We start from the raw sequence: 18,293 nt of genomic DNA, 5'->3' as shown, positions 1-18,293 counted from the left end.
GCTCAGACCTCGATGGTTTTGGGTTTCTTGGCGTCATACCACCAGGCGATGAAAAGCCGGGTGACGAAGAGCGCCGTGAAAACCGATGTGATGATGCCAAGGCCGAGGGTGATCGCGAAACCGCGCACCGGGCCAGCGCCGAGGACGAAGAGGATGATCGCCGCCATGATGGTGGTGATATTCGCATCCACAATCGCCGAAAACGCGCGGTCATAGCCAAGCTCGATGGCGCGGGCCGGGCCTTTGGCGGTTTTCAGTTCCTCGCGGATGCGCTCATAGACCAGCACATTGGCGTCCACGGCCATACCGATGGTCAGCACGATCCCGGCGATCCCCGGTAGCGTCAGCGTGCCGCCGATGATCGAGAGGAGCCCGAAGATCAGCCCGATATTGATCAGCAGCGCGGTGGAGGCAAAGACCCCGAAAAGGCCGTAGGAGAGGATCATGTAGACCACCACCGCGCCAAGCGCGACCATGGCGGCGAGGCGCCCGGCCTCGATACTGTCCTGACCGAGTTCGGGCCCGATGGTCCGCTCTTCAAGGAAAGTCATGCTGGCGGGCAAGGCACCCGCGCGCAGCAGAACGGCGAGACGGTTCGACTCGGCAATGTCGAAATTGCCGGTGATGATCCCGTTGCCGCTAGGAATATGCGACTGGATGACCGGGGCCGAAATGACCTCATTGTCGAGCACAATCGCGAAGGGCCGCCCGATATTGGCGGCGGTATAGTCGCCAAAGACCCGCGCGCCCTGCGGATCGAAACGGAAGGACACGGCGGGCGCGCCATTCTGATCGAAAGAGGGCTGCGCATCGGTCAGGCTGTCGCCGCCGATCACCGGCGCTTCGGTGACGGTGTAGAACACGCCATCCTCATCGGCAGAGGGCAACACGACCTCATCCGCCTCGCTCGGCGCATCGGCGCTCGCGGCGCTTCCCGTCACGGCGTTGAAGGTGAGTTTCGCGGTCTGGCCAATCAGATCCTTCAGCTCCTGCGCCGAGCCGATCCCCGGCACCTGAATGAGAATCCGGTCCTCACCCTGAAACTGGATCGTCGGCTCGCGGGTGCCCGCCTCATCCACACGGCGGCGGATGATCTCAAGGCTCTGCTGCATGGTGCGGCTGTCGGTCGCCTCTTTCTCGGCATCGGAAAGCTGGATAATCAAACGGTCCGCCTCGATGCTGGTCGCGATGTTCCGCTGCCCGGCACCGGTGAGCGAGACGATGGGCTCCGCCAGATCATCGGCAATCTCCTGCGCCGTCGGCAGGGCTTCAAGATCGGAGAAACGCACCGTCAATGTCCCCGGCTCGCCCTCCACCCGGCGGAACGCGCCCACCTCGGTGCGGCGCTCGCGCAGATCGTCGCGAAGCTGCGGCCAGAGGGCGCTCATCCGGTCGGAATAAACCTCCTCGACATTCACCTCGGCGAGCAGATGCGCACCGCCGCGAAGGTCGAGCCCGAGATTGACCAGCCCGTCGGGCAGCCAGCTTGGCCAGGCATTGGCGCTGTCCACCACCGCCGGATCGGTGCTGCCCGCCTCGACGAGCAGGGCCGCGTCATTGGAACTCTCGACGCGGCTGTAAAAGAGATTGGGCATCGCGAAAAACAGCCCAAGGGCGCAGGTCAGAAGGACCAGCACCGTTTTCCAAAGAGGGTAGCGGAGCATGAGGCTGCCTTATTCGTTCGCCGGTTCCGGCTTGTTCAGAACTTGCTGGATGGTGTGACGCAGGGCGCGCACCTTCACGCCGCCAAGCTCGACCTCGACCTCGCGGTCATCGACGATCTTGGTGACTTTGCCGATCAACCCGCCTTGGGTGACGACTTCATCGCCGCGTTTCAGCGCTTCGACCATGGCTTTATGCTGCTTGAGACGTTTCTGCTGGGGGCGGATCATGAGGAAATACATGATCGCGAAGATCAGGATCAGCGGCAGGAACGACATGATCGGGTTGGCGGCTCCGCCACCGGCGGCCTGCGCAAAAGCGGGCGTTGCAAACATCGGATAAACTCCTTGTTGAAGGTTTGACCCGTTTTCTATGCACGAGACCGCGCGATTGCAAGGCGATGCGGGCGCGCGGCTCTTTATCTCGGCGCGGCTCTGCGCCATAACGGGCGCACAGATTCAAGAGGACGAGAGAATTCCATGCATGATTTGCGCGCTATTCGCGAACATCCCGAAGCTTTTGACGCGGCGCTCGCACGGCGCGGCGTTGCGCCCCATGCGGATCTGATCCTCTCTCGCGATGCCGCGCGGCGTGCCAAGATCCAGGCGGCGGAGACGGCACTGGCCGAGCGCAATCAGGCCAGCAAAGCGGTCGGCGCGGCCAAGGCGAATGGCGATGAGGCGGAGTTTGAACGTCTCCGCGCCCTTGTGGGCGAGAAAAAAGCCGAGATCGCCCGGCTTGAAGAGGAAGCCAAAGCCGAGGATGCGGCGCTTCAGACTCTCCTCATGGAAATTCCGAACATCCCCGACGCCGAGGTGCCGGACGGCGCGGATGAGGCGGATAATGTCGAGGTCAACCGCGTCGGCAATCCGCGCAATTTCGGCTTTGATCCCAAGGAGCATTACGAGATCGCCGGGGTCGCCGCCGGGCTCGATTTCGCCGCCGCCGCGAAACTTTCGGGCGCGCGGTTCATGGTGCTGAAAGGCGGGCTGGCGCGGCTCAACCGGGCGCTGGCGCAGTTCATGATCGACACGCAGGTGGAGGAAAACGGCCTCACCGAGACTTGGACGCCGGTTCTCGTCCGCGATGAGGCCATGCTCGGTACCGGCCAGCTTCCCAAATTCGCCGAGGATAGCTACCGCACGGAAAACGGCTGGTGGCTGGTTCCAACCGCCGAGGTGCCGCTGACCAATCTCGCCGCGGGTGAGATCATGGACGCCAGCGCCCTGCCCCGCCGGATGACCGCCCTCACCCAATGTTTCCGCTCCGAAGCCGGAAGCGCGGGCCGGGACACGGCGGGGATTCTCCGCCAGCACCAGTTCGAAAAGGTCGAAATGGTCACCCTCTGCACGCCCGAGGAGAGCGAGGCGGAGCTGGCCCGCATGACCAAATGCGCCGAAGGGATTCTGGAAAAACTCGGCATCCCCTTCCGCACCATGATCCTCTCGACCGGCGATATGGGCTTCAGCGCCGCGCGCACCTATGACATCGAGGCGTGGCTTCCGGGGCAGGATATGTTCCGCGAAATCTCGTCCTGCTCGAACACGCGGGCCTTTCAGGCGCGCCGCATGAATGGCCGCTACCGCCCCGCCGAGGGCGCGAAACCGCAATTCATCCACACCCTCAACGGCTCGGGCCTCGCGGTCGGCCGCGCCCTCATCGCGGTGGTTGAGAACCATCAGAACGAAGATGGCTCGGTTAGCCTGCCCGCCGTCCTCCACCCCTATCTGGGGGGCAAAACCACCCTCGCACCCGATGGAACGCTGCAATGAGAATTTTGGTCACCAATGACGACGGCATCTCCGCGCCGGGTCTCGAAATCGCCGAAGCGATTGCCCATGAGATCGGCGATGATGTCTGGACCATCGCGCCCGCTTTCGAGCAATCGGGCGTCGGGCATTGCATTTCCTACACCAGCCCCGTGCGGCTGGAGCGGATCGGCCCGCGCCGCTTTGCGGGCGCAGGCACCCCGGCGGATTGCGTGCTGCTCGGCATTCACGAGCTGATGAAGGACAACCCGCCGGATCTCATCCTTTCGGGCGTCAATGCGGGCAACAATGCGGCGCAGAACGCGGTCTATTCCGGCACGCTTGGCGCGGCCATGGAAGGCGCGCTCCAGCATGTCCCGGCCATTGCGCTCTCGCAATTTTACGGGCCGGAAAACCGCGAGTTGGAAAACCGCTTCGAACCGGCGGCGAAATTCGGGGTCGAGACGGTCCGCAAAATCCTCGATGCGAACCAATGGGGCGGCGAGCGCTATCACCTCTTTTACAACGTCAATTTCCCCCCGGTCCCGGCGAGCGGCGTCAAAGGCACCATGATCGCGCCGCAAGGCTACCGCCAGAATGTCGCCTTCTCGGCGGAGCATTACGTCTCCCCCAACCGGCGCGAATTTGTCTGGCTCGCGGGCGGCCCTCAGCACAAACCGACTGAAGAGGGCAGCGACGCTTGGGCGAATCTGAATGGCTACATCTCCGTCACGCCCTGCCGCGCGGATCTCACGGCACATGACATGCTGGACCCGCTCAAAGAGGCGTTCGGGCAGTGACGAATACGGGCCTCATCCAGCTCATGATGGCCCTGCGCGGCGGCGGCGTGACCAATTCCCGCGTGCTCAATGCAATGGAACGCACGCCGCGCGACCTCTTTGTCGAAGGCACCTTCAAGGCGCGGGCCTGGGAGGACACACCGCTCCCGATCCCGCGCGGGCAAACCATTTCCCAGCCCTCGCTGGTTGGCCGGATGACGCAGGCGCTCGATGTGCAGCCCCGCCATAAGGTCTTGGAAATCGGGACAGGTTCGGGCTGGCAGGCCGCGATCCTCGCCCGACTCGCGCGGCGCGTCTACACGCTGGAGCGCCACAAACCGCTGATCCCGGTCGCCGAAGCGCGCTTCGCCAAACTCAACATCAGCAACATCACCGCCATGCCGTCGGACGGGACCATGGGCCTGCCCGCCCAAGCCCCGTTCGACCGCATCATGGTCACCGCCGCCGCCGAGGATGTGCCGCCCCCCTTAACCGAACAACTCGCCACGGGTGGCATCATGGTGATACCGGTCGGACTTGGTGACTATGTGCAGACCATCGTAAAAGTGCTAAAAACAGATAACGGCCTCGAATATGAGGAACTGGGCGAGGTTCGCTTCGTCCCGCTTCTTGAGGGAATGGCCGAAGACGAGGAGAGCAGAGAATGAGCAAACCCTTTCCCCAGATCACGATGTCACGGGGTATGACATCGCGGTCTATTATTACGCGCGCTGCGCCCGTAGCGTTGATCCTTGGCCTCGCGGCCTGTCAGCCGGGGCAGCAGCTTCAGATGCCGCAGCTGCAATTGCCGCAGATCACCGATCCCGCGCCGGTCAGGCCCGCGCAGGCGCGCACCCCCGACAGCCGGGGCGTGGTGTCCTATCCCGAACGCGATGTGATGGTGGCCCGCTCCGGCGACAGCATCCGCTCCATGGCGGCGCGCGTCGGCATGAGCGAGGCGGAGGTCGCGCAATATAACGCGCTGCCTATGAATTACAGCCCGCGCGTCGGCGAGATCATCGCCCTGCCGCGCCGCGCCCCGAGCCTTCAGCCGGTCACCGCACCGCCGAGCAACCTGCCCGCACCCGCGCCGGAGCAAAGCATGGAAGATCAGGCGCAGGACGCGATCAACGACAGCCCGACCGCGCCTGTGCGCCACACCGTCCAGCCGGGCGATACGGTCTACAGCCTCTCGCGGCGCTATAATGTCAGCGCGGCGTCGATCAGCTCGGCTAACAATCTGGGCTCCGATATGGCGATCCGGGTCGGCCAGAACCTGACCATTCCGGGCGCGAATTCCCGTCCCGGCGATGGCACCGCCGTCACGCCCCCGCCGTCCCAATCCGAGCCGCTGCCGCAGGATATCGAACAGGCGGATGTTCCCGCGAGCCCGAATCTGGAGCAAAGCTCAGCCAGCGGCAAAATGTCCGCCCCGGTCTCCGGCTCGCCCACGGGCGGCGGCAGCGCAGGTTGGAACTACGCCGTGCCCGCCGGCACCGGCGTCAAAGCGGCGGACGGCGGCGAGGTGGTGCTGGTCTCCAACTCGCTCGGCGCAAACGGCACCATCGTCCTCGTGCGCCACTCCGACAACCTGCTAACCGTCTATGCCCGCGTCAGCGACGTGTCGGTCGCCAAAGGCGACAAGGTGAGCAAAGGCCAGACCATCGCCAAGGTCGCCCCGAGCGAAACGCCGTCCCTGCATTTCGAGGTCCGCGAAGGCACCCAGAGCGTCGATCCGGCCGGCTATTTCTGATCGCCCGTTTCAAAACTGGTGCGACCATTCAAAAACCAGAACGCCGGGCCAACCGCCCGGCGTTTTTATGTGGGAGCGAACATGATAACCGGCCTCAATCACATCACACTTGCCGTGACGGATCTTGACCGCAGCATCACCTTCTATCGGGATGTGCTGGGATTTCGTCTTCGGGCCGCGTGGGCCAGCGGTGCCTATTTTGACGCGTCCGGTTTATGGCTTTGCCTTTCTCTCGACGCACATGCCGCTTCGCGTCCACATCAGGATTACTCCCACCTCGCCTTCGACATTTCGCCGGAGAATTACGACGCGATGGCGGAGAAAATCTCGCGAGCCGCAAAGACATGGAAAGACAATAAGAGCGAGGGCGCGTCGCTCTATTTCCTTGATCCTGATGGCCACAAACTGGAGTTGCATTGCGGGGATCTGGAGAGCCGGCTGCGCGACTTCGAAGCCCGAAACCGCGAGGTTACGATTTATCCATAGCGTTGAGCGTGCCCGGTGCAATCCCGTTCCGGCCCGCGAGATCGCAGATATATTGCCAGGCGACGCGGCCTGAGCGGGCGCCGCGGGTTTGGCTCCATTCGATGGCTTCGGCGCGCAGCGCTTCGTCGGTGATGGAGATGCCGAGCCGGTCCACATAGCCGCGGATGATTTTCAGGTACGTGTCCTGATCCGCCGGGTAGAAGCCGAGCCAGAGGCCGAAACGGTCGGAAAGGGACAGCTTTTCCTCCACCGCCTCGCTCGGGTGGATGCCGGATTGCCGCTCGTTTTCGATCATGTCGCGGGGCATGAGGTGGCGGCGGTTGGAGGTGGCGTAGAGCAGCACATTATCCGGGCGGCCTTCGATGCCGCCGTCAAGAATGGCCTTTAGGCTCTTGTAATGGCTGTCGTCCTTGTCGAACGAAAGGTCATCGCAGAAAAGCAGAAAGCGCTCGGCGCGGCCCGCCAGCATGGAGAGCAGACGCCCGATTTGCGGCAGATCCTCGCGCGGAATTTCGACGAGGCGGAGCGGGCCTTCCTCCCGGCTCGCCATGAACACCGCCTTGACCAGCGAGCTTTTCCCCATGCCGCGCGCGCCCCAAAGCAGCGCGTTGTTGGCCATATGGCCGCGCGCGAATTGGCGGGTGTTGGCGAGCAGGGTCTCGGTGTTGCGGTCGAGGCCGACGAGCAGGTCCAGATCCACATGGGCGATCGCGCGGGCCTCATGCAGCCCGCCGTCACGCCACACCAAAGCGGGCGCAGAGAAGTCCGGGGCCTCCGGCGCGGGCGGCGCGAGGCGCTCCAGCGCGGCGGCGATACGCTCCATCTCGCTCACAGATCGAGCTCCGCTTCGCGGCGGCGCTGGACGATGCGCACGAGCTGGATCGAGATTTCGTAAAGCCCGTAGACGACCACGAAGAGGATCACTTGCGAGATCACATCGGGCGGGGTCAGGATCGCGGCGAGAAAGAGGATGCCGACCACCGCATAGCGGCGGGTGTTTTGCAGCGCTTCGGCGGTGACGAGCCCGGCCATGCCGAGAAGGGTCAAGAGCACGGGGAGTTGGAAGCAGAGGCCGAAGGCGAAGATGAATTTGAGCGACAGATCGAGCGACTCGCGCACGGAGCCGAGAAAGACGGTGGCGAGTTCATCGGATTCGGTGATCTCCTCCACCACCGCCGGATCGCCGGTTTTGACGAGATCGACCAGCGCCGGGATCGCGTCCGAAAAGCCGATGAAGAAATTCATCGCCATCGGGGTCACAATGTAATGCGCAAAGGACGCGCCCGCGAGAAAGAGCAGCGGCGAGGCGAGAATGAAGGGCAAAAACGCCTTCTTTTCCGTCTTGTAGAGACCGGGCGCAATAAAGCTCCACATCTGATACATGATGATGGGGGAGGAAATCCCGATCCCGGCCAGCACGGAAATCCGCACCAGCACGAAGAATTTCTCCTGCGGGGCGGTGAAGATCAGCCGCGGGTCCTCGCCGCGCGCCTTCAGCACCTCGCCAATCGGTTCGGCGATGAATTGCAGGATCGGTTCGGCCACGGTGAAACAGGCCAGCATGGCCACGATAAAGGCGACCAGCGACCAGATGATGCGCGTGCGCAGCTCCGCCAGATGTTCAATCAGCGGCGCGGCGCTGCCGGCCAGCTCGTCATCCTCATCCGTCATTCTTGGGCTTTCTCGGGCTCTTTGGGGGTGCCTGTCTCGGGCGGTTCATCGGCCTGCGGCGTTGTCTCGGCGGTCGGCTTCGTCTCGCCTTCCGGTGTTTTCCCGGCCTTCGGGGCGGGCTTGGCCTCCCCCGCATCGCCGTACTCCACCGGCCCCGGATCGGGCGGGCCGCCCATCACCGTTTCACGGGTGAAATTGCGGGCCTCGCTGCGCAGATCCAGCTCTTTCATCCGGTTGAGCGACTTGAGATCATCCGCCGCGCCCTTGAGACCACTGTCATCAGCCGCGTCTTCCATGGCCTTGGTGAACTCACGCGCCATCGCCCGCGCCCTGCCCATGAACTGGCCAACGGCGCGAAACATCTTGGGAAGATCCTCGGGGCCGACCACGATCAGGGCGACAACCCCGATCACGAGCAGCTCCCAGAAGCCGATATCTGGCATGAGCGGCTCTTAAACCTTGTCTTTGTCTTCGGTTTTGGCCGCGTCCGCCTCGCTCACGCGCTCGGCTTCGATAGTCTTTTTCTGCTCCTCATCGCCTTCCTTGAGGCCCTGTTTGAAGCTCGTGATGCCCCGTCCCATTTCGCCCATCATGCCGGAGATCTTGCCGCGCCCGAAAAGGACCAGCACCACGATCACGATAAGGATAAGACCCATGGGGCCGATATTGTTCAGCATAATTCCTACTCCCTTGGCCGCCGGATGGCGCCGCGTCGTTCCCCCCTATTTAGGCGCTTGCGCGGGCGGGTTCAAACGGGATTTGCGGTGGTGGGGGCCGTGGGATCGCCGCGCTTGTCTCGCCCGCGCCCAATGGCTAGAACGGTGCCGACGGTGCAAAGGAGCTTCGATCCCCTTATGAGAACAGCGAAAATCAGTCGCAAGACCACCGAAACCGCGATCGAGGTGGAGATCAATCTCGACGGCACGGGCCGCTATGACGTGGCCACCGGGGTCGGATTTTTCGATCACATGCTGGAGCAACTGGCCCGCCACGCGATGATCGACATCACCGCGCGGGCCGAAGGGGATCTGCATATCGACGATCACCACACAGTCGAGGACACGGGGATCGCGCTCGGTCAGGCGCTGCGCGAGGCGATTGGCGACAAGGCGGGGATCCGGCGCTATGGGTCGTGCCTTTTGCCGATGGACGAGGCGCTCGTGCGCGCTGCGCTGGATCTCTCGGGGCGGCCTTATCTGGTGTGGGACATGCAATTCCCGAGCGAGAAAATCGGCAGTTTCGACACCGAATTGGTGCGCGAGTTCTTCACGGCTTTTTGTAGCCATGGAGGGATCACCCTCAATGTCGCGCAGCTTTCCGGTTTTAACAGTCACCACATCTGCGAGGCGGCGTTCAAAGCCGTGGCGCGTGCGCTGCGCGAGGCCGTCGAAACCGATCCGCGCGCGAGCGGCATCCCGTCCACCAAAGGCGCGCTCTGAGCGCAAGGGAGACAGCGATGACCTGCGTAATCGTCGATTATGACAGCGGCAATCTGCACAGCGCGGAGAAAAGTTTTCAGCGCATGGCGCGCGAGGTCGGCGGGGATGTGAAGGTCTCCGCGGACCCGGCGGATCTCTGGCGCGCGAGCCGGATCGTTCTGCCCGGCGTCGGCGCGTTTCACGATTGCAAAAAAGGGCTGGAAGCGCGGCCGGGTCTTCTGGAAGCGCTGCTGCGGCGGGTCGAAACCGGGGTGCCGTTTCTCGGCATCTGCGTCGGGATGCAGCTCATGGCGACGTCGGGCGATGAGCATGGCATCCACACGCTCGGCTTTGGCTGGATCGACGGGCATGTCACCAAACTCGCCCCCGGCGGCGATCTGAAAATCCCGCATATGGGCTGGAACGCGCTGGAGATTGATCAGCCGCATCCGGTCTTGGAGGGGATCGCGAGCGGCGATCACGCCTATTTCGTCCATTCCTATCACATGGCGACGGAAAGCCTTGCGACCCGCCTCGCCCATGTCGATTACGGGCAGAAGGTCACGGCGATGGTTGGGAAGGGCAATATGGTCGGGGTGCAGTTCCACCCGGAAAAGAGCCAGCAAACCGGCCTCAAACTGATCGGGAATTTCCTGCGCTGGACGCCCTGAGGGCAATCAGCGGCATTACCCGGCTGGCACTCGGTACAAGGCACCCCGAAGGGTGCCTGCACTGGTTACAAACTGGAATGGCCGGGGCTTATTGCACGCGCGACCATGTTTGACTGCGGCAGATGATTCCGCCTGCGACACATCCCGACACCTTCAGGCTGTTGCCCGACAAGGTCATTTTCGAGCCGTAGCGCTTATCCTGATCGGGGGCCCAGATGGTGCCGCCGGAATAATTGCCACCGCCGTCAGATTTCATGTTCGATATGATGTTTTTACCCGAAACGTCGTTGTCCGAATTAAACGTTTTGGTGATCACGCCGCAGATCTGGTCGGTCGCGCCGGCGCAAGGGGCGATCTGCACATGCAGATAGGCGCCCTCATCCGAGGTTCCGGTTTGCCAGATGCCGCTGACATCCTGAGCGAAGGCCGCGCCCGGCAAGGCCAGCGCCGCCGCAAGCAGAAGTTTTTTCATGTCGTTTCCTCCCTGTGACACGCAAGAAGAGTTCCGCCCAAGCCCTAATCCGTCAATATTAACGTTGCGATAATCGCACGGCGGGTTTTGCATCTTTCGCATGGCCGGGTTATCAGGCGGTGAACAATTGGAGAGCCGCCGATGATCCTCTATCCCGCCATTGATCTCAAAGATGGAAACTGCGTCCGCCTGCTGCGCGGCGATATGGAGCAAGCCACTGTTTTCAATGACGATCCTGCGGCTCAGGCGCGGGCCTTTGTGGAGGCGGGATGCGACTGGCTGCATCTGGTGGATCTGAACGGCGCTTTTGCGGGGTCTCCGGTCAATGGCGGGGCCGTCGATAACATTCTGGCGAGCGCCAAGGTGCCGACCCAGCTCGGGGGCGGGATCCGCGATTTGGCGACCATCGAGATGTGGCTGGCAAAGGGCCTCGCCCGCGTGATTCTGGGCACGGTTGCGGTCCGTGATCCGGACTTGGTGAAGGAGGCTGCCAAGGCGTTTCCGGGTCAGGTGGCGGTCGGGATCGACGCCAAGGGCGGCATGGTGGCGGTGGAAGGCTGGGCCGAGGTCACGGATATGTCCGCCCTCGATCTGGCGCGCCGCTTTGAGGATGCCGGGGTCGCCGCGATCATCTACACCGATATTGACCGCGACGGCGCGATGCAGGGGCCGAATGTGGAGGCGACCGCGGATCTCGCGCGGGCTGTCTCGATCCCGGTAATTGCCTCGGGCGGGGTCTCGTCGATGGACGATCTCAAGGCGCTGAAGGAGAGCGGCGCGCCGCTGAATGGCGTGATCTCGGGCCGCGCGCTTTACGATGGCGCGCTCAATGTGGCCGATGCGACCGCGTATTTGAGAGGCTAAGATGCTGAAAACCCGTCTGATCCCCTGTCTCGACGTGAAAAATGGCCGCGTGGTGAAGGGGGTGAATTTCGAAGGGCTCGTCGATGCGGGCGACCCGGTGGAAATTGCGAAAAAATACGACGGCGATGGCGCGGATGAGCTGTGCTTTCTCGACATTTCCGCGAGCATCGAGGCGCGTGAGACGATTTACGATCTCGCGGCGCGCACGGCGGAGCATTGTTTCATGCCGCTGACGATTGGCGGCGGTGTGCGCACTGCGGGCGATGTGCGCAAACTTCTGCTGGCGGGGGCCGATAAGGTCAGCTTCAACTCGGCGGCAGTGGCGGACCCGGAGGTGGTCAGCGAGAGCGCGAATAAGTTTGGCAATCAATGCATTGTGGTGGCAATCGACGCCAAAACCGCGCCGGATGGATCGTGGCAGATCTATACCCATGGCGGCACCCGCGAGACGGGCATCCATGCGGTGGATTTCGCCAAGGAAATGGCGCGGCGCGGTGCGGGGGAGATCCTGCTGACCTCGATGGACAAGGACGGCACGAAATCCGGCTTCAATCTGCCGCTGACGCGGGCGGTGGCCGATGCGGTGCCGATCCCGGTGATCGCGTCCGGCGGTGTCGGCAATTTGCAGCATCTGGTGGATGGGGTGACGGAGGGCCATGCCTCGGCGGTGCTGGCGGCCTCGATCTTCCATTTCGGCACGCACACGATCCCGGAGGCGAAACACTATATGCAGGAGGCGGGAATCCCGATGCGTCTATGAGCGATGTTCTGAACCGTCTGGCAGACACGATTGCGGCCCGCGCGGGCGCGGATGCGGGGGAGAGCTACACCGCCAGCTTGCTCGCCAAGGGCCGCAACAAATGTGCCGAGAAGTTCGGGGAAGAAGCGGTTGAGGCGATCATTGCGGCGACGGCGGAGCCCGAGAGCCTGCATAAGGAAGCCGCCGATGTGCTGTTTCATTTGCAGGTCATGCTGACCGCGAGCGGCGTCACATGGGGCGATGTTCTGGCGGAACTGGAGCGCCGGGAAGGTGTTTCGGGCCACGCGGAAAAGGCCGCGCGGTCAAAGGACTAGGCGCAACCCTTAAAGTCACCGCATCCACAGACCCGCGGCCTTGATCCGTTTGCGGATGCTTTGCTCTTCCTCCGGCAGACCGCCCGCGAAGAGGCGGCGGACCTCCGCGCCCTTGCCGCGATAGATCATCTGGTGGGCGGGCGGCCAGGCTTTCAGCAATTTCTTGATCCGGTTCGGCGCGGTGACCCGTTCCAGCACCTCGACCACCTCATCCCATTCGCGGGCATAGAGCAGCGGCAGGGTGCGGTAGTGGCAGGTGACATTGCCGTCGAGACCTTCGGGGCCGCTGCGCCCGCCGCCGAGTTTGTGGATGACGAGCGGCAGGACGATCTGGTCAAGCCATGGATAAAGCGCCTGTTCCGCGATCTCCTCGGGCGGGGTGGATTCGATGGCGGTGGCGTAGTCCTCCATCAGCGCGCCGAACACCGCACCGCTTGGCCCATAGAACCAGCCGGCGTTGAAATAGAGATAGCGCCGCCAGTCCTCGCTGCCATAGCGCGGGTTGATTGAGGAAACGAAGTCGAGATCGAATTTGCGGTAGAGCGCGCCCCAGATCTCCGAATAGCTATAGGCGACCGGCTTCGGCCATGTCCCTTCGCGGCGCATGGAGGCTGACGGGCGGGTGAAGTCGATATCGAGTTTTGCGGGATCGGTGAGAAAGAGCGTGTCCGTGTCGAGAAAGAGAAACGGCCCCTCGACCACCGAGAGCGCGCGGATCTTGTTGCCGTAAGGATAGCGCGCGCCGAAGGGGGCGGCGGTGAAGGGGCGGATCTCGGCCCCCATCTCTTCCAACTCTGCGCGAATCTCGGGCGGGAGGCGCGGATCCTCGTCCCATTCCGGCCCCGGTTGCGGCTCGGCGATCACCACGGGCCGATCGCTCACAGCGCGCAGGGAGGCCATGAAAATCAGGGCCTCATAGGCAAGCCGTCCCGACTGGGCGACACAAAGGAGCGTATAATCCGCCATGAGACTTGCTACCACCCTGCCCCGCCCCTGTCATTAATCCTTGCTCTTTGCGCCGCGCTTCGGCTAGCTTGCGCCCACTATGAGGGAGAAGTGCAACGCCTGTCCGGGCCGCGCGCTGCCGAAGGAGCAACCGCCCCCGGAAACTCTCAGGCCAAAGGGACCTCATAGGGCATAAAGCTGGAGAGAGGCGCTTTGATGCGTCCGCCGAAGGGATAGCGATCTCAGGCAAAGGGACAGGGGGGGCGCATTTTGCGGGGGAGCACCCCGAGGGAGGCGCGACTATGACCAGCACATCAGGCGATCTACGCCGCACACCGCTTTATGATCTTCATGTTGAGCTTGGGGGCAAGATGGTCCCGTTCGCGGGCTATGAAATGCCCGTGCAATATCCGCTTGGCGTGATGAAGGAGCATCTGCACAGCCGCGAGAAGGCGGGTCTGTTCGATGTCAGCCATATGGGACAGATTCGCCTGACGCATCCCGACGGGGTCGAGGCGGCGGCGAAGGCACTGGAGACGCTCGTGCCGGTCGATGTGCTGGGGCTGAAAGAGGGCCGCCAGCGCTATGCGCTTTTCACCAATGAGAATGGCGGGATCGAGGACGATCTGATGGTCGCCCGCCGTGCGGATCATTTGTTTTTGGTGGTCAACGCCGCCTGCAAGGACGCGGATTTCGAACGGGCATCCGGGCTGGCAGAATGTGATGCCGAAATGCTCGACCGCGCCCTGGTCGCGCTTCAGGGACCTGCGGCGGCCACAGCCCTCGCCCGGCTCGCGCCCGAGGTGGCGGAGATGACATTCATGGATGTGCGCGATGTGGATGTGGACGGCGCGGCCTGTATCGTCTCGCGCTCGGGCTATACCGGCGAGGATGGGTTCGAGATTTCGATCCCGCTCGATCACGCGGAGAGTATCGCCCGCAAACTGATCGAGATGGACGAGGTGGAACCCATCGGCCTTGGCGCGCGGGACAGTTTGCGCCTTGAGGCGGGGATGTGCCTTTACGGCCATGATCTGACGCCGGAAACCACGCCCGTCTCCGCCGCCCTGCCCTGGGCGATCCAGAAAATCCGCCGCAGCGGCGGCGCGCGCGAGGGCGGCTTTCCGGGTGCGGGCATCATCCTGCCGGAATTCGACAACGCCCCCGCCGAGAAACGCGTCGGCCTCAAACCCGAAGGCCGCGCCCCGATGCGCGAGGGCGTCACGCTTTACGCCGATGATCAGGGGCAAACGCCAATCGGCCAGATCACCTCGGGCGGCTTCGGCCCCTCCATGGGCCACCCGGTCGCCATGGGCTATGTCGAAGCGGGCCACGCTGCCCCCGGCACCACGATTTACGGCGAGGTGCGCGGCAAATTCCTGCCCGTCACCGTCGCCGATCTGCCTTTCCACACACCCGATTACAAACGCTGAGGAGCAACAGGGATGCGCAAATATACAGAAGAACATGAGTGGCTGGAACTCGACGGCGATGTCGCAACGGTCGGGATCACCGAACATGCGGCCGAACAGCTCGGCGATATCGTCTTTATCGAGCTGCCCGAGACGGGCCGCGAGGTTGAAGCGGGCGACGAGATCGTGGTGATCGAGAGCGTCAAGGCGGCCTCCGACATTTCCGCGCCGCTCGCCGGTGAGATCACCGAAGTCAATGAAGAGCTGGCCGATGCCCCCGGCGGCGTGAATGAGGACGCGAACGGCACCTGGTTCTTCAAGATCAAGCTGGCCGACACCGCCGAGTTCGACGCGCTGATGGACGAAGCGGCCTATAAAGACCTGATTGGTTAAGCGGGCCGCCCGGCCCCTTTCCCCCTTGCCGAGACACGGACGAGAGCATGACCTTCACACCCACCGATTACGCCCCTTATGATTTTGCCAATCGCCGCCATATCGGCCCGTCTCCCGATGAGATGGCCGAGATGCTGTCCGTGATTGGTGTGGACAGTCTCGACGCGCTGATCGACGAGACGTTGCCCAAGGACATCCGGCAGGAGGCGCCGCTGGTTTGGGAGGAGGCGCTGTCCGAGCAAGGGGTTCTGGCGCGTCTGCGGCGCGTGGCGGATCGCAATACGGTCATGAAAAGCATGATCGGGATGGGCTATTACGGCACGGTCACGCCGCCCGCGATCCAGCGGAATATCCTGGAAAATCCGGCTTGGTATACGGCTTACACGCCCTATCAGCCGGAGATTTCGCAGGGCCGTCTCGAAGCGCTGTTGAACTTCCAGACGATGATTTCGGATCTTACGGGGCTCGAGGTCGCGGGCGCGTCGCTTCTCGATGAAGCCACCGCCGCCGCGGAGGCCATGGCGCTGGCGCAGCGGGCGAGCAAGTCGAAGGCGACCGCGTTCTTTGTGGACGAAGATTGCCACCCGCAGACGATCAATCTCACCCGCACCCGCGCCGAACCACTCGGCTGGGAGGTGATTGTCGATGCACCGGAAAACCTCGATCCGTCAAAGGTGTTTGGCGCGATCTTCCAGTATCCCGGCTCGACCGGCACGGTCCGCGATTTCAGCGGGTTGATCGACGCGCTTCACGCGGAGAAGGCGCTGGCCGTGGTCGCCGCCGACCCGCTGGCGCTCTGCCTGCTTACGCCGCCGGGCGAAATGGGCGCGGATATTGCCATCGGCTCGACCCAGCGTTTCGGCGTGCCCATGGGCTATGGCGGCCCGCACGCCGCCTATCTCGCCTGCCGGGATGAGCTGAAACGCTCCATGCCGGGCCGGATTGTCGGCGTCTCGGTCGACGCGCGCGGCAACCGTGCATACCGCCTGTCGCTCCAGACCCGCGAACAGCATATCCGCCGCGAAAAGGCGACGTCGAATGTCTGCACCGCGCAGGCGCTTCTGGCGGTGATGGCCTCCATGTATGCGGTGTTCCACGGGCCGAATGGGCTCAAAGCCATTGCCCAAAATGTGCATCTTGCCGCGAGCCGCATCGCGAACGGGCTCGACGCCATGGGCTACGCCGTGGAGCCGCGCGTTTTCTTCGACACCTTCACGGTGGAGGTGAAGGATCAGGGCGCGGTGCTGGAAGCGGCCCGCGCCGAAGGGATCAATCTGCGGCCTGTTGGAACGAACCGCGTCGGCATTTCGGCGGATGAGACCACCGACGCCGCAACCATTGAGGGCGTGCTGCGCACTTTCGGCCATGACGGCGATCTGCCGGACACGGATTACCGCCTGCCGGACAGCCTCATTCGCACCAGCGACTATCTCACCCACCCGATTTTCCACATGAACCGGGCCGAGGCGGAGATGACCCGCTATATGCGCCGCCTCGCGGACCGGGATCTGGCGCTCGACCGGGCGATGATCCCGCTCGGCTCCTGCACGATGAAACTCAACGCGACTGCCGAGATGATGGCGATTTCCTGGCCGGAGTTTAACGCGCTGCACCCGTTCTGCCCGCCCGAGCAGGCAGCAGGCTATCACGAGATGCTGCAGGATCTGGAGGACAAGCTTTGCAAGGTCACCGGCTATGACGCGGTCTCCATGCAGCCCAATTCCGGCGCGCAGGGGGAATATGCGGGGCTTCTGGCGATCCGGGGCTATCATCTGGATCGCGGCGATACGCAGCGCGATGTCTGCCTGATCCCGACCTCCGCTCATGGCACCAACCCCGCCTCGGCGCAGATGGTGGGGATGAAAGTGGTCGTCGTGAAATCGGCGGAGAATGGCGATATTGACCTTGAGGATTTCCGTGCAAAGGCCGAGAAACACTCGGATAATCTCGCCGCCTGCATGATCACCTATCCCTCGACCCATGGCGTGTTTGAGCAGACGGTCAAAGAGGTCTGCGCGATCACCCACGAGCATGGCGGGCAGGTTTATATCGACGGCGCGAATATGAACGCGATGGTCGGCCTCTCGCGCCCCGGTGATCTCGGCGGCGATGTGAGCCATCTCAACCTGCACAAGACCTTCTGCATCCCCCATGGCGGCGGCGGTCCGGGCATGGGGCCGATCGGGGTGAAGGCGCATCTCAAACCCTTCCTGCCGAGCCATCCGCTGACCGGCGGCGCGGTCGGGCCGGTTTCCGCCGCGCCCTTCGGCTCGCCCTCGATCCTGCCGATCTCTTGGGCCTATTGCCTCCTGATGGGCGGCGCGGGTCTGACCCAAGCCACCAAGGTCGCGATCCTCAACGCCAATTACATCGCGGCGCGGCTCAAGGGCGCCTATGACGTGCTTTACTCCGCCAATGGCCGGGTCGCGCATGAGTGCATTCTCGACACCCGCGCGCTCAAGGATCTCGCGGGCGTCACCGTGGATGATGTGGCCAAGCGCCTGATCGACTGCGGTTTCCACGCCCCCACCATGAGCTGGCCCGTCGCCGGCACGCTGATGGTCGAGCCGACGGAAAGCGAGCCGAAGGCGGAGCTCGACCGGTTCTGCGAGGCAATGCTCGGCATCCGCGCGGAGGCGGACAAGGTGGCGTCGGGCGATTATCCCATTGAAAACAGCCCGCTGCGCCATGCGCCGCACACGGTTGAGGATCTCGTCGGCGAATGGGACCGCCCCTATTCGCGCGAAGAAGCCTGCTACCCGCCGGGGGCGTTCCGGGTCGACAAATACTGGGCGCCGGTCAACCGGGTGGACAACGCATATGGGGATCGCAACCTCATCTGCTCCTGCCCGCCGCTGGAGAGTTATGCCGAGGCGGCGGAATAATTTTCGCCCGACAGGCGGGGCGGGGATTGCACCCTGCCCCGCCCTCCGTTATGGAATCGC

General features: G+C 63.5%; 21 protein-coding genes and 1 riboswitch. Of the genes, 13 read left to right on the top strand and 8 right to left on the bottom strand.

Going from position 1 to position 18,293, the window contains the following annotated elements:
- Window positions 1-2: 2 nt before the first annotated feature.
- Both secD and yajC read right to left on the bottom strand, forming a co-directional pair.
- Complete coding sequence (secD, locus tag ACMA5I_RS11335) at window positions 3-1,664, bottom strand: protein translocase subunit SecD (protein WP_525886382.1); 1,662 nt, start codon at window positions 1,662-1,664, stop codon at window positions 3-5.
- A gap of 9 nt (window positions 1,665-1,673) precedes the next feature.
- Entirely contained in the window at window positions 1,674-1,997 is a 324-nt protein-coding gene (gene yajC / locus ACMA5I_RS11330) for a preprotein translocase subunit YajC (RefSeq protein ID WP_525886381.1), read from the bottom strand.
- A gap of 144 nt (window positions 1,998-2,141) precedes the next feature.
- Between yajC and serS the strand changes: the two genes are divergently transcribed.
- The 5 genes from serS (at window position 2,142) to ACMA5I_RS11305 (ending at window position 6,428) form a co-directional block, all read left to right on the top strand.
- Window positions 2,142-3,434 (top strand): serine--tRNA ligase, encoded by a 1,293-nt coding sequence (serS, locus tag ACMA5I_RS11325; RefSeq protein WP_525886380.1) that lies wholly within the window; start codon window positions 2,142-2,144, stop codon window positions 3,432-3,434.
- A complete protein-coding gene (gene surE / locus ACMA5I_RS11320; RefSeq protein ID WP_525886379.1) occupies window positions 3,431-4,210 on the top strand; it encodes a 5'/3'-nucleotidase SurE in 780 nt (259 codons plus the stop codon). The genes serS and surE overlap by 4 nt, the downstream gene beginning before the upstream one ends.
- On the top strand, window positions 4,207-4,857 hold the full coding sequence (locus tag ACMA5I_RS11315; protein ID WP_525886378.1) for a protein-L-isoaspartate(D-aspartate) O-methyltransferase: 651 nt from the start codon (window positions 4,207-4,209) through the stop codon (window positions 4,855-4,857). Before surE ends, ACMA5I_RS11315 begins: the two co-directional genes overlap by 4 nt.
- The gene (locus tag ACMA5I_RS11310; protein WP_525886377.1) at window positions 4,854-5,942 is read left to right on the top strand and encodes a peptidoglycan DD-metalloendopeptidase family protein; all 1,089 of its coding nucleotides are present in this window, start codon (window positions 4,854-4,856) and stop codon (window positions 5,940-5,942) included. Before ACMA5I_RS11315 ends, ACMA5I_RS11310 begins: the two co-directional genes overlap by 4 nt.
- An 81-nt stretch (window positions 5,943-6,023) precedes the next feature.
- The gene (locus ACMA5I_RS11305) at window positions 6,024-6,428 is read left to right on the top strand and encodes a VOC family protein (protein ID WP_525886376.1); all 405 of its coding nucleotides are present in this window, start codon (window positions 6,024-6,026) and stop codon (window positions 6,426-6,428) included.
- Here the strand turns inward: ACMA5I_RS11305 and ACMA5I_RS11300 are convergent.
- The 4 genes from ACMA5I_RS11300 to ACMA5I_RS11285 are packed head-to-tail and all read right to left on the bottom strand — an operon-like array spanning window position 6,412 to window position 8,776.
- Complete coding sequence (locus ACMA5I_RS11300) at window positions 6,412-7,251, bottom strand: ATP-binding protein (protein ID WP_525886528.1); 840 nt, start codon at window positions 7,249-7,251, stop codon at window positions 6,412-6,414. The genes ACMA5I_RS11305 and ACMA5I_RS11300 overlap by 17 nt on opposite strands.
- A gap of 5 nt (window positions 7,252-7,256) precedes the next feature.
- On the bottom strand, window positions 7,257-8,099 hold the full coding sequence (gene tatC / locus ACMA5I_RS11295; protein WP_525886375.1) for a twin-arginine translocase subunit TatC: 843 nt from the start codon (window positions 8,097-8,099) through the stop codon (window positions 7,257-7,259).
- On the bottom strand, window positions 8,096-8,542 hold the full coding sequence (gene tatB, locus ACMA5I_RS11290; protein WP_525886374.1) for a Sec-independent protein translocase protein TatB: 447 nt from the start codon (window positions 8,540-8,542) through the stop codon (window positions 8,096-8,098). Before tatB ends, tatC begins: the two co-directional genes overlap by 4 nt.
- A 9-nt stretch (window positions 8,543-8,551) precedes the next feature.
- On the bottom strand, window positions 8,552-8,776 hold the full coding sequence (locus tag ACMA5I_RS11285) for a twin-arginine translocase TatA/TatE family subunit (protein WP_525886373.1): 225 nt from the start codon (window positions 8,774-8,776) through the stop codon (window positions 8,552-8,554).
- Window positions 8,777-8,953: 177 nt separating this feature from the next.
- Here ACMA5I_RS11285 and hisB point away from each other — a divergent pair, with 177 nt between their 5' ends.
- Together hisB and hisH are read left to right on the top strand one after the other, a co-directional pair.
- Window positions 8,954-9,538: an imidazoleglycerol-phosphate dehydratase HisB gene (gene hisB / locus ACMA5I_RS11280; RefSeq protein WP_525886372.1), complete on the top strand. Its 585-nt coding sequence runs from the start codon at window positions 8,954-8,956 to the stop codon at window positions 9,536-9,538.
- A 17-nt stretch (window positions 9,539-9,555) separates the two neighbouring features.
- Window positions 9,556-10,188 carry an imidazole glycerol phosphate synthase subunit HisH gene (gene hisH / locus ACMA5I_RS11275; protein WP_525886371.1) on the top strand — a complete coding sequence of 211 codons (633 nt, stop codon included), beginning with the start codon at window positions 9,556-9,558 and terminating at the stop codon, window positions 10,186-10,188.
- A gap of 88 nt (window positions 10,189-10,276) precedes the next feature.
- On the opposite strand, the gene ACMA5I_RS11270 is transcribed toward hisH, so the two are convergent.
- The gene (locus ACMA5I_RS11270) at window positions 10,277-10,660 is read right to left on the bottom strand and encodes a DUF2147 domain-containing protein (protein ID WP_525886370.1); all 384 of its coding nucleotides are present in this window, start codon (window positions 10,658-10,660) and stop codon (window positions 10,277-10,279) included.
- 141 nt (window positions 10,661-10,801) lie between these two features.
- Here ACMA5I_RS11270 and hisA point away from each other — a divergent pair, with 141 nt between their 5' ends.
- The 3 genes from hisA to ACMA5I_RS11255 are packed head-to-tail and all read left to right on the top strand — an operon-like array spanning window position 10,802 to window position 12,598.
- A complete protein-coding gene (gene hisA, locus ACMA5I_RS11265; protein ID WP_525886369.1) occupies window positions 10,802-11,524 on the top strand; it encodes a 1-(5-phosphoribosyl)-5-[(5-phosphoribosylamino)methylideneamino]imidazole-4-carboxamide isomerase in 723 nt (240 codons plus the stop codon).
- A 1-nt stretch (window position 11,525) separates the two neighbouring features.
- Window positions 11,526-12,284, top strand: coding sequence for an imidazole glycerol phosphate synthase subunit HisF (gene hisF / locus ACMA5I_RS11260; protein ID WP_525886368.1), 759 nt, complete (start codon window positions 11,526-11,528; stop codon window positions 12,282-12,284).
- Complete coding sequence (locus ACMA5I_RS11255) at window positions 12,281-12,598, top strand: phosphoribosyl-ATP diphosphatase (RefSeq protein WP_525886367.1); 318 nt, start codon at window positions 12,281-12,283, stop codon at window positions 12,596-12,598. The genes hisF and ACMA5I_RS11255 overlap by 4 nt, the downstream gene beginning before the upstream one ends.
- Before the next feature lie 15 nt (window positions 12,599-12,613).
- Here ACMA5I_RS11255 and ACMA5I_RS11250 read toward each other — a convergent pair whose 3' ends face one another.
- Window positions 12,614-13,579, bottom strand: a complete 966-nt coding sequence (locus tag ACMA5I_RS11250; protein WP_525886366.1) for a GT-B fold glycosyltransferase domain-containing protein — start codon at window positions 13,577-13,579, stop codon at window positions 12,614-12,616.
- A 57-nt stretch (window positions 13,580-13,636) separates the two neighbouring features.
- Window positions 13,637-13,737: riboswitch (glycine riboswitch) on the top strand.
- 108 nt (window positions 13,738-13,845) lie between these two features.
- Here ACMA5I_RS11250 and gcvT point away from each other — a divergent pair.
- The 3 genes from gcvT to gcvP are packed head-to-tail and all read left to right on the top strand — an operon-like array spanning window position 13,846 to window position 18,233.
- Entirely contained in the window at window positions 13,846-14,976 is a 1,131-nt protein-coding gene (gene gcvT / locus ACMA5I_RS11245) for a glycine cleavage system aminomethyltransferase GcvT (RefSeq protein ID WP_525886365.1), read from the top strand.
- A gap of 12 nt (window positions 14,977-14,988) precedes the next feature.
- Window positions 14,989-15,348, top strand: a complete 360-nt coding sequence (gene gcvH / locus ACMA5I_RS11240) for a glycine cleavage system protein GcvH (protein ID WP_525886364.1) — start codon at window positions 14,989-14,991, stop codon at window positions 15,346-15,348.
- A 47-nt stretch (window positions 15,349-15,395) separates the two neighbouring features.
- Window positions 15,396-18,233 carry an aminomethyl-transferring glycine dehydrogenase gene (gcvP, locus tag ACMA5I_RS11235; RefSeq protein WP_525886363.1) on the top strand — a complete coding sequence of 946 codons (2,838 nt, stop codon included), beginning with the start codon at window positions 15,396-15,398 and terminating at the stop codon, window positions 18,231-18,233.
- Window positions 18,234-18,293: the final 60 nt, after the last annotated feature.

This window comes from Jujubicoccus corallicola, assembly GCF_047345645.1.
In the GTDB taxonomy this organism is placed as follows: Bacteria; Pseudomonadota; Alphaproteobacteria; order Rhodobacterales; family Rhodobacteraceae; genus JBLEFH01.
Note: the sequence above shows the minus strand (reverse complement) of the source record. Positions and strands in the feature narration are given on the sequence as shown.

Bases quoted from the DNA above. Each gene is read 5' to 3' on its own strand.
- hisF (WP_525886368.1), top strand. From the start codon at position 11,526: ATGCTGAAAACCCGTCTGATCCCCTGTCTCGACGTGAAAAATGGCCGC.
- tatB (WP_525886374.1), bottom strand. From the start codon at position 8,542: ATGCCAGATATCGGCTTCTGGGAGCTGCTCGTGATCGGGGTTGTCGCC.
- ACMA5I_RS11305 (WP_525886376.1), top strand. From the start codon at position 6,024: ATGATAACCGGCCTCAATCACATCACACTTGCCGTGACGGATCTTGAC.
- hisH (WP_525886371.1), top strand. From the start codon at position 9,556: ATGACCTGCGTAATCGTCGATTATGACAGCGGCAATCTGCACAGCGCG.
- secD (WP_525886382.1), bottom strand. From the start codon at position 1,664: ATGCTCCGCTACCCTCTTTGGAAAACGGTGCTGGTCCTTCTGACCTGC.
- yajC (WP_525886381.1), bottom strand. From the start codon at position 1,997: ATGTTTGCAACGCCCGCTTTTGCGCAGGCCGCCGGTGGCGGAGCCGCC.
- serS (WP_525886380.1), top strand. From the start codon at position 2,142: ATGCATGATTTGCGCGCTATTCGCGAACATCCCGAAGCTTTTGACGCG.
- ACMA5I_RS11270 (WP_525886370.1), bottom strand. From the start codon at position 10,660: ATGAAAAAACTTCTGCTTGCGGCGGCGCTGGCCTTGCCGGGCGCGGCC.
- hisB (WP_525886372.1), top strand. From the start codon at position 8,954: ATGAGAACAGCGAAAATCAGTCGCAAGACCACCGAAACCGCGATCGAG.
- gcvT (WP_525886365.1), top strand. From the start codon at position 13,846: ATGACCAGCACATCAGGCGATCTACGCCGCACACCGCTTTATGATCTT.
- tatC (WP_525886375.1), bottom strand. From the start codon at position 8,099: ATGACGGATGAGGATGACGAGCTGGCCGGCAGCGCCGCGCCGCTGATT.
- ACMA5I_RS11310 (WP_525886377.1), top strand. From the start codon at position 4,854: ATGAGCAAACCCTTTCCCCAGATCACGATGTCACGGGGTATGACATCG.
- ACMA5I_RS11255 (WP_525886367.1), top strand. From the start codon at position 12,281: ATGAGCGATGTTCTGAACCGTCTGGCAGACACGATTGCGGCCCGCGCG.
- hisA (WP_525886369.1), top strand. From the start codon at position 10,802: ATGATCCTCTATCCCGCCATTGATCTCAAAGATGGAAACTGCGTCCGC.
- surE (WP_525886379.1), top strand. From the start codon at position 3,431: ATGAGAATTTTGGTCACCAATGACGACGGCATCTCCGCGCCGGGTCTC.
- gcvP (WP_525886363.1), top strand. From the start codon at position 15,396: ATGACCTTCACACCCACCGATTACGCCCCTTATGATTTTGCCAATCGC.
- ACMA5I_RS11285 (WP_525886373.1), bottom strand. From the start codon at position 8,776: ATGCTGAACAATATCGGCCCCATGGGTCTTATCCTTATCGTGATCGTG.
- ACMA5I_RS11300 (WP_525886528.1), bottom strand. From the start codon at position 7,251: ATGGAGCGTATCGCCGCCGCGCTGGAGCGCCTCGCGCCGCCCGCGCCG.
- gcvH (WP_525886364.1), top strand. From the start codon at position 14,989: ATGCGCAAATATACAGAAGAACATGAGTGGCTGGAACTCGACGGCGAT.